Raw genomic sequence first — 13,326 nt, forward strand, 5'->3', positions numbered from 1 at the left:
TTGTTCGGGCGGCAGTACGACACCTAAGTTCCTCACTGGAGGTGATCCACCCATGACCGCCTGTGCCCCCGAGGCCATCGCCGCGGACAGCCGGACGGCAAGGCACTCCACGTTCACGATCGCAGCCGACGGCGCCTATGCGGCCAGGCTCAACGCGTCCGCGGAGGAAGGCTGGTTCCCCGAGCGGTGGACTCTCGACGGCCCGGAGCCGTACGCGGTCCCGCTGCCCGGAGCCCGGCCCGAGGAGCCCGACAGCCAGGTGCTGCCGCTGACCGACGGAAGGGTCCTGATCGCCCGCCGCGAAGGCGGCGCCCACAGGCTCGCGCTTCTCTACCCGACGGGTCCGAGCACCGGCGAACTCGCCCTGGGCTCGGTCGAGTCGGAGAGGCTCACACTGCTGCCGCCGGCCCCGTGCGGGCGTCGCGCGTACGCGCTCACCGTGGGCGAACACTCCACGGGTGTATGGCTGGTGGCGGGCAGCAGCGACGGAGTGCCGCAGCTGATCGCCGATGTGCCGGGCCGCTGCGGGGGCGGTGCCTGGCTCGACCGCGAGGGCAGGCTGCTCGCCGTCGACCGTACGGACACGGCAGGGACCGGCCGCACGAAGACCGTCGCCCTCGACCTGGGCCGCGGGGGCGAGGTCAGCCCGCTGCTGCAGATCACCGACGAGAGCGACGACCGGCTGCTGCTGGCCGACGCCGACAGCGGCCTGCTGATCGTCCGTTCCGACGCGCCCGGCGAATTCCGCCTGGGCTGGGGGGTGTTGGGCTCCCACCGCCCGGTGCGCTTCTCCGAGTCGCTGCACCCCGAGGACGCGCTGCTCACGCCCTTCGCCGTGCAGCCCGGGCAGATGCTGCTCCCGGAGAGCTGTGCGGTGGCGCTGCACGGCCAGACCACGGGTGCGCGCGCGGGCGGTGCCTGGCTGGGCGTATGGCGCCCGATGCAGAGGGAGTTGCGGCGCTTCCGTGCTCCCGGCGGCTGGCTGCCGGGCAAGGGAGTGTGGACACGCGAGGGCGAACTGCGGCTTCCCTGCGCCACGGCGCATGCGCCGTGCGGGCTGGCACGGCTGCGGATGCGGGGCAAGAGCCCGGACGCCGAGGCAGGGACGACGGCCGCGGGGACAGGCACGGGCGGGAGCCCGGGCGCGGGCGTGAACACGAGGCCGGCCCTGGCAGCGGGGCCCGGCGCACGGCGCGCTCTCGGTCCGGGTCACGGTCCCGCGGGTGCGGATGCCGGCCGTCCTGCCGAGAGCAAGGATGCGGGCCCCGGTGCGGGTGCGGCCGCCGAGTCCGCGCGGCGCGAGGCCGGCGAAGACGGCCTTGAGGGGCCGGCCGGCTCGTCCGGGGACGGCTCCCGTTCCGTCACGAGGGGCGGCGTCCCCTCGGCCGGTCGCCCGGCGGCCGATTCCCCAGCAAGCGGCACCCCGGCGGACGGAACCGCCTCGCCCCGGCTCGCACCGCAGCTCGAACCGGGAGCTCCCACAAGGGCGTTGCCGCCGGTGGAACCGACGGGAACGGCGGCCCTCGTGCCGCCGGGAGCGATGCCGGCAGAGGTTCGGCGGCCGCCGGAGGCGGCGCTGCGGCTGCCGGCGCAGATGCCCGCCGCGCAGGACGCGGAAAGGGCAGAGTCGGCAGGGTCTGCGGACGGCCCGTCAACTGCGGTCGCACAGCCAGCAGTTGACGCCCCCTCGCCGTCTCAAGCTCCGACCCCGTCCCTCGCCGTCGCCCAAACGTGCGCCGGACGCAGGCCGGTGCCGCTACAGGACGCTCCGCTCGCCACGGCTCTGCACGATGCGGCCGTCCGCGCGAGGACGGCATGACCAGGTCGGGTACCTGTCGTGAGAGCCTGGTCGGGTATCAAGCAGCAAAGTGATCCACGGAGTTACCCCGCGATGTCCGAGACCGAGACCGGGACCGATACGCACAGCAGTCAGGCATCGAACGGCGGCTCAGGCAGGCACAGAGGGAAGGCTGCCGGGGCGGAGGAGTCAGGGCAGCGCGCGCAGGGTCGGCACCGGCGTCCGCCTCAGCAGCGCGAGTCGGAGTAACTCCGGGCAGACCTGAGGAGTGGTCAGGAGCCCGAAGCGCGAACGCCGCCTTCTGGAGGGACGGGTCGGGCTTCGGCCCGGACAGGTAAGGGGCCGAGGGCCCCGAGGCATCAGGAGTGTGCGACGACGGCGTCCGTCAGCACGGGGGCGTCATCCCGCTCGACGGCGGTCACGGACAGCAGCACGTGCCCCGCGCCGCCCGCTCCGTTCGGGGCTTCGCCCCCGTCCCCACCGTTCCCCCCGTCCGATTCCGCCCACATCCGCACGCGCAGCGTCTCCCCGGGGAAGACGATCCCGGCGAAGCGCGTGCTGTAGCTCCGCACTCGCGTCACGTCCCCGCCGAGCACGGTGTCGACCACGGCCTTGAGCACCATCCCGTACGAGCACAGACCGTGCAGGATCGGCCGGTCGAAACCGGCCAGCGCCGCGAAATCCGGATCGGCATGCAGGGGATTCCAGTCGCCGGAGAGCCGGTACAGGAGTGCCTGGTCCTCCCGCACGGCGCGGCGCACCTCACGGTCGGGGGCCCGCTCCGGTGTTCCGGAGCCGGACGAGGGGCCGCGGTCGCCGCCGAAGCCGCCCTCGCCCTTCACGAACATCTGGGCCTCCGACGTCCACAACGGGCCGTCCTCGTCGGCGGCTTCGGAGCGCAGCACGATGACGGCGGCCTTGCCCTTGTCGTACACGGCTGCGACCGACGACGTCTGCGTCGCGCTGCCGCCGACCGGAACGGGCCTGTGCGTCTCGACCCGCTGCCCGCCGTGCAGCACTGCGGCGAGATCCACGTCGATGCCGGGCGCCGACAGCGCGCCCACGACGCCCATCCCGCCGCCCGCCACGGTGGCGAAGCTGGGCAGGACGTGCAGCCGGCTCTCCAGCGTGTAGCGCAGCTCGCGCAGATCGGTCGCGGGCACGCCCGCACCGAGCCCCAGGTGATACAGCTGAACATCCTTGTGGCCCCAGGTGATCCGGGTGCTGACGGGCTCGGCGGACAGTGCCCGCTCGACGTCGATCGGCATGACTTCAGCTCCTCTCCCCGGGGGAGGATAACCACCTGCACTGACCGGCCCGCCGGCGGAGCCGCAGGGGGCATCTACACAACTGCAGCCGTGAGGTGAAGACTGCGGTGTCCGGGGGGAGTTCGGGAAGCCGGCTCGCACCACGCGTTTTCAGGAGGGGCAGTCATGGATCCGCAGAGAACCGTCGGCAACGGCAGCGGTGAGATCGACACGAGCGTTCCGCACTCGGCACGCATCTGGAACTACTGGCTCGGCGGCAAGGACAACTACGCGGCCGACCGCGAGGCCGGCGAGCAGTACCGTCAGGCGTTCCCGGGCATCGACGAACTCGCCCGCGCCTCCCGCTACTTCCTCGTCCGCACCATCCGGTATCTGGCCGCCGAGGCCGGCGTCCGCCAGTTTCTCGACGTCGGTACGGGCCTGCCCACCGTCGACAACACGCACGAGGTCGCGCAGCGCGAGGCGCCCGACGCCCGCGTCGTCTATGTCGACAACGACCCGCTCGTCCTCGTCCACGCGAACGCCCTGCTCACCAGCTCTCCCGAGGGGGTGACGGCCTACATCGAGGCCGATCTGCGGGATCCGGGGGCGGTGATGGCGGGTGCGCGCGAGACCCTCGACCTTTCGCAGCCGGTCGCGCTCATCCTCAGCGGAGTACTGGGCCACATCGGCAACCACGCGGAGGCCTGCGGGATCATCCGCGGCCTCATGTCGCAACTGCCGTCAGGGAGTTACCTCTCCCACAACGACGGCATCGATGAGAACCCGGACACCAACGCCGCCCAGGACGACTACAACGACTCCGGTGCCGTGCCCTACGTCCTGCGCTCCCCGGATCAGATCCGCGCCTACTACGCCGGGCTGCAGCTGGTGCCGCCCGGCGTGGTGCGCATCAATCACTGGCGTCCCGATGTGAGTGGGGACGACGCACCTGACGCGGCTGCCTACGGGGGCGTCGGCCGCAAGCCGTGAGCGGGGTGCGGCCGGCCACCGGCCGCGAGCATGCAGCCGGCCATGACCGAACCACCGGCCGAACCGCCGTCCCCCGCACGGCGGTTCGGCCGCCCTGACGCCGATACAGCCCGATCCGCGGGCCTTCCGCTCCTTCGAGGCTGTCGTCGCGCCGAGGACGCCGTTCCGCTGGTCAGCTCTCCCCGCTGACCTTCGGCCCGGGATTCCCCGTGCCGGAGGTCAGGGGCTCCGCCGGGACGGTGCCGGCGGCCGGCCCGTCCTCATCCTCCCCGTGCGTACCCTCTCGGTCCGGTCGCGGGAGGACGAACAGCACCAGCGCCGCGCACAGCACGAGGACGGCGGCTGCGCTGCGGAAGGCCAGCCCGTAGCCGGAGGCGAGGATCTCGGGGCCGGTGCCGTCCCCGATGTGAGCCGCGGCGATGGTGGAGAAGACCGCGAGCCCCAGCGAACCGCCCATCGTCCGTGCGGTGTTGAACAGGCCGGACACCAGCCCGGCGTCCCCGTGCGGCGCCCCGGACATGGCCACCGACGCCAGCGGCGTCCCCGCGAGTCCCCCACCGAGAGCCATCAGCACACCGGGCCCGGTGACCGTCAGGAGAAACCCGCCGCCGGCGTGCATACCGCTCTGCCACAGACAGCCGGCGCCTGCCAGCACAACACCCGCCAGCGCGACGTTCCGTGCCCCGAACCGGACCATCAGCCGCGGCGCCGCCTTGGATCCGAGCACGATGCTCAGCGACTGCGGGATGAATCCGAGCCCGGCCTGAAGCGGCGTGTAGTGCAGCACATTTTGCATATAAAGGGTCATGAAGTACCACATGCAGAACAGGGCGCCCCCGCATACGAACATCGCCGCGTTCGCCGCCGAGACGGCTCTGCTGCGGAAGAGATGCAGCGGCATCAGCGGGTCCTGCGTACGCGCCTCGACCGCCACGAACACCAGCAGCAGCGCGGGCCCCGCCGCAAGCGGCCACAGCACCGACGGCGCCGTCCACCCCACGGCCTCCGTCCGTACGATCCCCCAGGCCAGCACCCCCAGTCCCAGGGTGACCAGCAGCGCGCCCGGGACGTCGAGGCGGCGGCGGGCGCTCGCGTCCCGTCCCTCGGAGACCCACACCGCGGCGGCCAGCAGCACCAACGCGCCCACGGGAACGTTGATCAGGAGCACCCAGCGCCACGACAGCGCGTCGGTCAGCACACCGCCCACCAGGCCGCCCGCCGCTCCCCCGCCCGCGCCGACGGCGCTCCATGTGGCGATGGCGCGCGTACGGGCGCGGCCGGGCGGAAACGCGGTGGTGAGGATCGTCAGTGTCGCCGGTGCCAGTACGGCCGCTCCCGTGCCCTGCACGATCCGGGCCGCCAGCAGATGCCACGGCTGCTGCGCGAGGCCCCCGAGGAGGCTGGCCGCCGTGAACAGAGCGAGCCCCAGCAGGAACGTCCGCTTCCGCCCGTAGATGTCGGCGGCCCGTCCGCCCAGGAGCATCAGCCCGGCGAAGGCCAGGGTGTAGCCGTTGAGGACCCATTGGAGACCGGCCGCGTCCATGCCGAGGTCGGTCCGCATCGACGGCAGCGCGACGTTGACCACCGAGACGTCGAGCACCACGAGGAACTGCCCGGCGCAGGCGGCGAGCACGACGACCCACAGGCGCACTGGCGTGCCGGAAGCGGCGGCGTGGGACGCGGAGACGGAGGAAGCCTTGTCTGTCACGCCCGTCATGCTCGCAGCCGGCCTCCTCGGCGCCCACCGGATATCCGGGCGTTCAGGACAGGAACGGACCTCGGAGGCCGGGCTCGGCGGCCCCTGTCACGCGGGCGGACCTACCCGCGGGCTCCGCGTCCCTTCGTCATTCGCCCCGCCGCGAGTGCTCGTGCTCGTCCTCCCGAAGGGGCTCCCAGAGCGCGTGTTCGCGGCGCGCCCACGCGCGGTCGGCCCTGCCGGTGCGCATGGCGCGGCGCGCCTCGGGGTGTACCACCGCCATCCCGACGTGCGCGGCGAGTGCGGCGCCGACGGCCAGGGCGAGCCAGTCGTGCACGAAGGTCGCGCTCGTACGCCACACCAGCGGGGTGAGCCCCGTGAACCACATGATTAGCCCGGTCCCGGCCATCACCAGCACGGCGCCTGCTATCCAGGCGGCGAAGACCTTCTGCCCGGCGTTGAACTTGCCCGCGTCCCGGCCCCAGTCCTCGCCCAGCGGCGGATACGGCCTGCGGGCACGGCGGGCCCGCCGCAGCCATCGCCGGTCGTGAGGCCCGAAGCGGTTGAGGCGGCGCAGATCGGCGCGGAGCGCGCGCGAGGCCAGCCCGAGCAGGAGCGGTGCGGGCAGCAGCAGCCCCGACCACTCGTGGACGGTGACCATGAGGGCGCGGCGCCCGGCGAGTTGGGCGAGGCCCGGTACGTAGAGGCAGAGGGCGGTGCCCACGCAGAGCGCCATCAGCACGGCCGTGGCGCGATGGCACCAGCGCACGGCCCTGGCGAAGCGCAGCACGTCGGCCGGAGGGGGCTTCGCGGCGGTGCGCGCCTCCGCTCCCTCCACCGGGTGTTCCGCGGAGTTCTCGCTCTCCGGCCGTGCGGCGGGAGCGTGCTGGTCAGGCGGCTGTCGGAGCATCATCACGTCCGTTCGATCTGCCGACCCAGCCGTCGATGTCGTAGCCCCGCTTCTCCCAGTAGCCGGGCTCCACTTCGCGGGTGAGTTCGATGCCGGAGAGCCATTTCGCCGACTTGTAGAAGTACATCGGTGCGACGTACAGCCGTACGGGGCCGCCGTGTTGGTGGCTGACGGGCTCGTCCTGCATGCTCAGCGCGACCAGTACGTCGTCGCGCCGGGCCTGTTCGAGCGTGAGGCTCTCGCTGTAGATGCCGTCGAAGCAGGTGAAGCGGACGGCCTTGGCCTCGGGACGCACACCGGCCAGGTCGAGGATGTGGGAGAGCGGCACCCCTTCGAAGGGGGTGCTCGGTACGCGCCAGCCCGTCACGCACTGCACGTCGCGCACCATGCGCCGCTGCGGCATCGCGCGCAGATCGCCGAGGCTGTGACGGGCGCGGCGTTCGACGAGGCCGCCGACGGTCAGGCCGTAGTCGCGGGTCCCGCGGCGCGGGACGGACGCGGCCACCGAGTAGTAGCGGAATCCCCCTCCGTTGGGGAGCAGGCCGGTGACGCCGGTCGGGTCCTTGCCGGAGACGGCACTCAGAACGCTCTCCGTGCCGCGCTGCACATAGGGGGCAGCGGCCAGTCCCGCGGCACCCAGGCCGAGCATGCCGAGGACCAGGCGCCGCCCGACGGGAGAGCCCTCGCCGTCGGCTGGCGGCCCGGCCGGACGGGGTGTCCCGGCACCGGCTCTGCCGGAAGTGTCGTCGTTGTCTGCGGTGTGGGCTGAATCGGCTGTCTCCACACGACGATTCGAGCACTCCGGCCCGCGCGGCGCCAGGGCCCGGCGGTCACCGTCAGACTTCCGTCATCTGCCGGCGTGGTCACCGGGCCCGTCGCGGAGGGCCCGCGCGGGGGCGGACGGGCACCGTGAGGCAGCATGAACCGCAGGATCACGCCGCCGAAGGAGCCCGATGAGCCAGCCCGCCCAGGAGTCGCGACCGCAGCCGCAAGCGGAGCGCGCGTCGGAGTCTCCTTACCGGCCTTCGGACCGGTCTCCGGCCCAGCCTTCGGCACAGCGTCCTGCCCCGGAGACGTTCGCCGCGTTCGAGGCGGCGAAGGGCTTCATGCCCACCGACGAAGGGCTGGCCCTGTATGCGGCCGCCGTCGAGGCTGCGCGGCTCGGCCTGCCGCTGCTGGAGGTCGGCACCTACTGCGGCCGCTCCACCCTCCTCCTCGCCGACGCCGCTCGGGACGCGGGCGTCACGGCCGTCACCGTGGACCACCACCGCGGCAGCGAGGAGCAGCAGCCGGGCTGGGAGTACCACGACCCGGAGGTCGTCGATCCGCACACCGGGCTGATGGACACCCTGCCCGCCTTCCGCCGCACTCTGCGCAGGGCGGGTCTGGAGGAGCACGTCGTCGCCGTCGTCGGACGCTCGCCGCGCGCCGCGGCGCTGTGGGGACGTCCGCTGGGCCTCGTCTTCATCGACGGAGGTCATACGGACGAGCACGCCACGGCCGACTACGAGGGCTGGGTGCCGCACCTGACGCGGAACGGGCTGCTGGTGGTGCACGACGTCTTCCCCGACCCGGCCGACGGTGGCCGGGCGCCGTACCGCATCTACAGGCGTGCGCTCGATTCCGGTGCGTTCAGGGAGATTTCGGTGACGAGGTCACTGAGAGTTCTTCGACGTACCGGTCCGGCGCTGTGAACGGGCGGCTAGCATCCAGGACGTGTCGAACGGAAGCCCGATCCCGCCCGATCCGCACCGTCCCGAGACCGGCGCCGGGCCGGACACCCAGTGGTCCCCGGAGCCGCGGCGGTCCAGCCGGACGGGCATGCGTCTGCTGATCACGCTCGGCGTGCTGGCTCCGACGTGCTTCGCGGGCTGGCTGATCTGGCAGTCCGCCGGCGGAGCGGCGGGGGCGGGAGGGTCCGCGCCGACGCTGATGCCGCTGCCGGAGGATTCACAGTCGCGCAAGGGGTCCGCCCTGCCGGGCGACGGCCCGGGCGGCGGGGGCGGTTCGGGGGCGGACAGCGGGAAGCCGCTCAAGGGCATGACGGTCGTGATCGATCCCGGCCACAATCCCAACAACCGCTACCACGCCGCCGAGATCAACCGCAGCGTCAGCATCGGCACCGGCCGCAAGGAGTGCGACACCACGGGGACGGCCACCGCATCCGGCTATTCCGAGGCGAAGTTCACCCTCGACCTCGCCCGCCGCGTACAGGCGGGACTTCGGTCGCAGGGCGCGACGGTGAAGCTGACGCACGACGGACGCAGGCCATGGGGGCCGTGCGTGGACTCCCGTGCCCGCGCGGGCAACCGCGCGGACGCCGACGCGGTCGTCTCGCTGCACGCCGACGGGGCACCGGCCGGTGAACGGGGATTCCACGTGATCCTGCCGGAGTCCGTGAAGGAGGGACGCGCCGACACCAGGGCGGTGACCGGGCCCTCGCGCAGCCTGGGCAACGAACTGGCCGACGCCTTCCGTGAATTCACCGGATCGAAGCCCGCCTCCTATGCGGGGGACGGTGACGGCACGGACACACGCGGCGACTTGGGCGGGCTCAACCTCACCCGCGTTCCCAAGGTCTTCCTCGAGTGCGGCAACATGCGTGATCCGCGGGACGCCGCCCAACTGACCGACCGGAAATGGCGTGATCGCGCCGCACGCGGAGTGGTGAAAGGCATCGGGGACTACCTCGCCCAGAAGCGCTGAGGGCACCCCCGGGAGTGAAGTCGCCCCGCCGGTACGGCCGCTGCACCCATCCGTACGATGGGGCCCTACCCCGGCAGAGACCACAGACCGTATGAAACCTACTAAGGACGCTAAGTGAACATCCGCTCGCTCACACGAGGCGATGGCGCGGTGATCGGGGCAGCGTTGCTGCTGCTGGTCGCTTCCTTCTTCCCGTTCTTCGAGTTCGACGGCGACTGCCCCGTCGACTCCTGCAGCGTGTCCGCCTGGTCGCGCTCCACCCTTCCGATGCTGCCGACGGTGCACCTGCTCGGCATCGTCGCCGCGGGTCTGTTCGTCGCCGCCCGTCTGCTGCCGGACGGCCGCAAGGTGCTGGGGCTCGCTCTGGACCAGTGGGGAATGGTGCTCTGCCTGGTCGTCGGCTGGGCCGGGATCTGGTCGATGGTCGCGGTCATCTTCCCGGACCTCGAGCAGCCGGGTTTCTCGGGCGACCCCAACGAGAAGTGGCCCCTGGCCGCCGGCGCATATCTCACGCTCGCCCTCTCGCTCGCACTCGCCGTGGTCGGCGCTCTGAGCACCACCGCCGCGGCCCTGAAGGCTCCGCTGCTGCCCGCTCCCAAGCCCGCTCCGTACGGGGCGCCGCAACAGGGTGCCTACGGCTACCCGGGCGGGCCCCAGCCGGGTGCGCAGGGCCCGTACGGCGGCCAGCCGCAGGGTGGTTACGGCTACCCCGGTGGACCGCAGCCCGGTCAGCCCGGTCAGCCCGGTCAGCCCGGGGCCCCGGGTCAGCCGGGAGCGCAGCAGGCACAGCAGCACGGCGGTCCGGCGGCAGGCGGGGGCGCCCCGGGCCCGAACTTCCAGCCGTTCTGGTTCGCCGTGCCGGTCACGCGTCCGCTGTTCGGCGAGGACGGCGCGCCGCAGCCCGTCGCCGAACTGGCGCCCGGCACCTGGTACTTGGCGGTCGAGCAGCGGGGTCCGGCGCTCATCGCGCAGACCCAGGACGGCCGACGCGGCGTCCTGCAGGACACCTCGGGCATCCAGCGCGGCTGAGGTCCGGATCCCTCAACACAGCGGCCCTTCCTCCCGGTTGCTCCCGGGAGGAGGGGCCGTTCGCGTTGCGGAGCCGGGCCTTGCCCCCCTGCTCCCCGGCACAAGGCACTTTCCATGATGGAAACTCCCTGTGTAGACTTTCCATCATGGAAAGCAAGGGACTCGACGACGCTCGCGCCTCGCTGGACGCCGTGGCGGCCGCCCGCACGGGTACGGCCGACCGGCTGGTCACACCCTGGTGGTATCACCCCGTGCTGGGTCTGCTGGTCGCCCAGCACGTGCTCGCACAGGGTCTCGACGACTCCAACTGGACCCTGCCCTCCGCCTTGTTGCTGCTCGGCGGGTGCCTCCTGCTCGTACTGGCCTACCGGCGACTGACAGGGCTCACCGCGGCCGGCGCCCAGGGCCCGCGCAGCCGGTCGGCGCTGATCCTGCTCGCTCTGGTGGCCATGGCATGCGTCCTGGGTGCCTCGGTGGCCGACAACGCCACCATCTCCTGGGGCGCCGCGGCGGTCGTCCTCCTGGCGACGGTCCTCCTCGGCCGCCGGTACGAGGCCGCCCTGCGCCACGATCTGCGGGCCCGGCCCGGGGACCGCTCCTGATGGTCCGGCCGGAGTTCGACGAGATCGTCCACGCGCCCAACCGGCTGCAGATCTGCGCGGTTCTGGCCACTTCCCGTGAAGCGGAGTTCAGCACCGTACGGGACACCCTCGGGGTCGCCGATTCGGTGCTGAGCAAGCACCTGAAGGTTCTTTCCGACGCCGGATACGTGACCGTGACCAAGCCCCGCGGCTCAGGCAGGGTACGCACCTGGGCCACCCTGACGCGGGCGGGCCGCAGGGCCTACGAGAACCATCTCGCGTATCTGCAGCAGCTGGTCGATCACGCGGCACGGGGCACCACCCGCGATGCCGGCCACGGGGCGCCGGGCACGGACGCCGGGTGACGGCGGCCGCGGCCGGCGGTGCCGCCCGGCCGCCGCACACCCGCCCTCAGCAGCAGTCCGGCGGCAGTCCCTCGGGGAGGTGCTCCCCGCCGAAGACCTGCACGGTCGCCTCGTCGCCGCCCAGTGCCGCGACAGCCAGCAGCAGCGAGCCCGCCGTCCAGCTGGTCAGCTCCTCCGGCCAGACGGCGTCGTCCTCGAAGACGTAACCGGTCCAGTAGAGGCCGTCCTCGGCACGCAGGTGCTGCACCCACTCCAGGATCCGCCGGGCACGGTCCGGCTGCCCGGACGCCCAGAGCGCCAGGGCCAGTTCGGCGCTCTCGCCGCCCGTCACCCACGGGTTGGGCAGCACGCACCGCACGCCCAGGCCGGGCACGACGAAGCGGTCCCAGCCCTCGTCGATGCGTGCCCTCGCCTCCTCGCCGCGCAGCGCGCCGCCGAGCACCGGGTAGTACCAGTCCATGGAGTAGCGGCCCTTGTCGAGGAAGCGCTCCGGGTGGCGGCGCACGGCGTGACCCAGCAGACCGAGCGCCAACTCCCAGTCCGGCTGGGGCTCTTCACGGTGCTCGGCCAACGCCAGGGCGCAGCGCAGCGCCTGGTGCACGGACGAGGATCCGGTGAGCAGCGCCTCGCCGACCACGGTGCCGTCGGCCTCGCGCTTCCACCCGATCTGCCCGCCGTGCAGCTGGAGCCGCAGCACGAACTCGACCGCGGCCACGACCACGGGCCACATCCGCTCGAGGAAGGTCTCGTCGCGGGTCGCGAGGTAGTGGTGCCAGACGCCGACGGCGACGTACGCGCAGAAGTTGCTCTCCCGTGCGCGGTCCTTGGGCTCCTGGACCTCACCGTCGGCGTAGGCGGCGTACCAGGAGCCGTCCGGCAGTTGGTGCTCCGCGAGCCAGCGGTAGGCGGCCTCGGCGGCCGCGTGTTCACCGGCGGCGTCCAGGGCCATCGCGGACTCCGTGTGGTCCCACGGGTCGAGGTGCCCGCCGCGGAACCACGGGATCGCACCGTCCGGACGCTGGATCGCCAGCAGTCCCTTCACGGTCTGCCCGGCCTGCGCGGCCGTCAGGACGCCGTCCAGGACGAGGCGTTCGGTGCGCCCCGGGGTCGTCACGCGTGCCCCTGGGCCGCGCCCGCCGTCCCGGAACCGGCAGCCGCACCGGCGGGCTCGGCGGCGTCACCGGGTGAAATGCCCTCCGGGAGATGCGGTTTCGTCGCGTACGCCACGAAACTCTTGCCGATGAGCGGGTCGAGGGCCTTTTCCGCGAGGCGCGTCGCCAGGGGCTTCTTCATGATGTCCCAGACCAGCAGGCGGTGGTAGGCGCGCACGGGGAGCGCGGCGTCGTCGCCGTCGCGCTCGACACCGAAGGCGCACTTGAGCCACCAGTACGGCGAGTGCAGGCCGTGCGCGTGATGTGTTCCGTACGGGCGCAGACCTGCCTCGCGCATCCTGCCGAGGAGTTCGTCCGCGCGGTAGATGCGGATGTGGCCGCCCTCGACCTCGTGGTACGCGTCGCTCAGCGCCCAGCAGACCTTCTCCGGCCCGTAGCGCGGCACGGTCACGGCGATGCGGCCGCCCGGACGCAGCACCCGCACCATCTCCGCCAGCACACCCTTGTCGTCGTGGATGTGCTCCATCACCTCGGAGATGATCACGACGTCGAAGCTGTCGTCGGGGAAGGGCAGGGCGAGCGCGTCGCCCTCCATGGCGGTGGCCGTCGCACCGGCGGGTGCCTCACCCTCTTCGGCCATCGCCGCGAACCACTTGGCGACCTCGCGGATCTCCTCGGCGTTGCGGTCCAGTGCGACGACGCGCGCGCCGCGCCGGTAGCACTCGAAGGCGTGCCGGCCGGCGCCGCAGCCCAGGTCGAGCACGCGGTCGCCCGGAGCGAGGGGGAAGCGGGAGAAGTCGACGGTCAGCACGGGTCTGCCTCTGCTTTCGGCGGGTTCGGCGACAGATGGGGGATCCGGTGCGGCACGCGGCCGGCCGCTTCCGGGGCT

At 72.6% G+C, this 13,326-nt stretch carries 13 protein-coding genes; 7 read left to right on the forward strand and 6 right to left on the reverse strand.

The window, feature by feature from the left end; genetic code table 11:
- The first annotated feature begins 52 nt into the window (after positions 1-52).
- Complete coding sequence (locus tag I004_RS37450) at positions 53-1,819, forward strand: hypothetical protein (protein ID WP_051344810.1); 1,767 nt, start codon at positions 53-55, stop codon at positions 1,817-1,819.
- 338 nt (positions 1,820-2,157) lie between these two features.
- Here the strand turns inward: I004_RS37450 and I004_RS0107260 are convergent, their stop codons facing one another.
- A complete protein-coding gene (locus I004_RS0107260) occupies positions 2,158-3,066 on the reverse strand; it encodes a MaoC/PaaZ C-terminal domain-containing protein (protein WP_028434933.1) in 909 nt (302 codons plus the stop codon).
- A 165-nt stretch (positions 3,067-3,231) separates the two neighbouring features.
- Here I004_RS0107260 and I004_RS0107265 point away from each other — a divergent pair, with 165 nt between their 5' ends.
- On the forward strand, positions 3,232-4,038 hold the full coding sequence (locus tag I004_RS0107265) for an SAM-dependent methyltransferase (protein ID WP_051344811.1): 807 nt from the start codon (positions 3,232-3,234) through the stop codon (positions 4,036-4,038).
- A 172-nt stretch (positions 4,039-4,210) separates the two neighbouring features.
- Here I004_RS0107265 and I004_RS32720 read toward each other — a convergent pair whose 3' ends face one another.
- From I004_RS32720 to I004_RS32730, 3 genes are all read right to left on the reverse strand, one after another.
- Positions 4,211-5,755: an MFS transporter gene (locus tag I004_RS32720; protein WP_078510911.1), complete on the reverse strand. Its 1,545-nt coding sequence runs from the start codon at positions 5,753-5,755 to the stop codon at positions 4,211-4,213.
- Positions 5,756-5,882: 127 nt separating this feature from the next.
- Positions 5,883-6,644 carry a cytochrome b/b6 domain-containing protein gene (locus I004_RS32725; protein WP_078510912.1) on the reverse strand — a complete coding sequence of 254 codons (762 nt, stop codon included), beginning with the start codon at positions 6,642-6,644 and terminating at the stop codon, positions 5,883-5,885.
- Positions 6,625-7,293: a molybdopterin-dependent oxidoreductase gene (locus I004_RS32730; RefSeq protein ID WP_037975456.1), complete on the reverse strand. Its 669-nt coding sequence runs from the start codon at positions 7,291-7,293 to the stop codon at positions 6,625-6,627. The genes I004_RS32725 and I004_RS32730 overlap by 20 nt, the downstream gene beginning before the upstream one ends.
- Before the next feature lie 457 nt (positions 7,294-7,750).
- Here I004_RS32730 and I004_RS32735 point away from each other — a divergent pair, with 457 nt between their 5' ends.
- The 5 genes from I004_RS32735 (at position 7,751) to I004_RS32740 (ending at position 11,325) form a co-directional block, all read left to right on the forward strand.
- Complete coding sequence (locus I004_RS32735) at positions 7,751-8,338, forward strand: class I SAM-dependent methyltransferase (protein ID WP_486579869.1); 588 nt, start codon at positions 7,751-7,753, stop codon at positions 8,336-8,338.
- Between the two features lie 22 nt (positions 8,339-8,360).
- Positions 8,361-9,350 carry an N-acetylmuramoyl-L-alanine amidase gene (locus I004_RS0107290; RefSeq protein ID WP_486579834.1) on the forward strand — a complete coding sequence of 330 codons (990 nt, stop codon included), beginning with the start codon at positions 8,361-8,363 and terminating at the stop codon, positions 9,348-9,350.
- 114 nt (positions 9,351-9,464) lie between these two features.
- Complete coding sequence (locus I004_RS0107295) at positions 9,465-10,379, forward strand: hypothetical protein (RefSeq protein WP_028434937.1); 915 nt, start codon at positions 9,465-9,467, stop codon at positions 10,377-10,379.
- Positions 10,380-10,525: 146 nt separating this feature from the next.
- Positions 10,526-10,981, forward strand: a complete 456-nt coding sequence (locus I004_RS0107300) for a hypothetical protein (RefSeq protein ID WP_028434938.1) — start codon at positions 10,526-10,528, stop codon at positions 10,979-10,981.
- Positions 10,981-11,325, forward strand: a complete 345-nt coding sequence (locus tag I004_RS32740) for a transcriptional regulator (protein ID WP_051344813.1) — start codon at positions 10,981-10,983, stop codon at positions 11,323-11,325. Before I004_RS0107300 ends, I004_RS32740 begins: the two co-directional genes overlap by 1 nt.
- 46 nt (positions 11,326-11,371) lie before the next feature.
- Here the strand turns inward: I004_RS32740 and I004_RS0107310 are convergent, their stop codons facing one another.
- Together I004_RS0107310 and I004_RS0107315 are read right to left on the reverse strand one after the other, a co-directional pair.
- A complete protein-coding gene (locus tag I004_RS0107310; RefSeq protein WP_028434939.1) occupies positions 11,372-12,439 on the reverse strand; it encodes a prenyltransferase in 1,068 nt (355 codons plus the stop codon).
- Complete coding sequence (locus I004_RS0107315; RefSeq protein ID WP_028434940.1) at positions 12,436-13,248, reverse strand: methyltransferase domain-containing protein; 813 nt, start codon at positions 13,246-13,248, stop codon at positions 12,436-12,438. The genes I004_RS0107310 and I004_RS0107315 overlap by 4 nt, the downstream gene beginning before the upstream one ends.
- Between the last annotated feature and the right edge of the window lie 78 nt (positions 13,249-13,326).

The organism is Streptomyces sp. TAA486 (assembly GCF_000426165.1).

Bases quoted from the DNA above. Each gene is read 5' to 3' on its own strand.
- I004_RS37450 (WP_051344810.1), top strand. From the start codon at position 53: ATGACCGCCTGTGCCCCCGAGGCCATCGCCGCGGACAGCCGGACGGCA.
- I004_RS0107260 (WP_028434933.1), bottom strand. From the start codon at position 3,066: ATGCCGATCGACGTCGAGCGGGCACTGTCCGCCGAGCCCGTCAGCACC.
- I004_RS0107265 (WP_051344811.1), top strand. From the start codon at position 3,232: ATGGATCCGCAGAGAACCGTCGGCAACGGCAGCGGTGAGATCGACACG.
- I004_RS32720 (WP_078510911.1), bottom strand. From the start codon at position 5,755: ATGACGGGCGTGACAGACAAGGCTTCCTCCGTCTCCGCGTCCCACGCC.
- I004_RS32725 (WP_078510912.1), bottom strand. From the start codon at position 6,644: ATGCTCCGACAGCCGCCTGACCAGCACGCTCCCGCCGCACGGCCGGAG.
- I004_RS32730 (WP_037975456.1), bottom strand. From the start codon at position 7,293: ATGCTCGGCCTGGGTGCCGCGGGACTGGCCGCTGCCCCCTATGTGCAG.
- I004_RS32735 (WP_486579869.1), top strand. From the start codon at position 7,751: ATGCCCACCGACGAAGGGCTGGCCCTGTATGCGGCCGCCGTCGAGGCT.
- I004_RS0107300 (WP_028434938.1), top strand. From the start codon at position 10,526: ATGGAAAGCAAGGGACTCGACGACGCTCGCGCCTCGCTGGACGCCGTG.
- I004_RS32740 (WP_051344813.1), top strand. From the start codon at position 10,981: ATGGTCCGGCCGGAGTTCGACGAGATCGTCCACGCGCCCAACCGGCTG.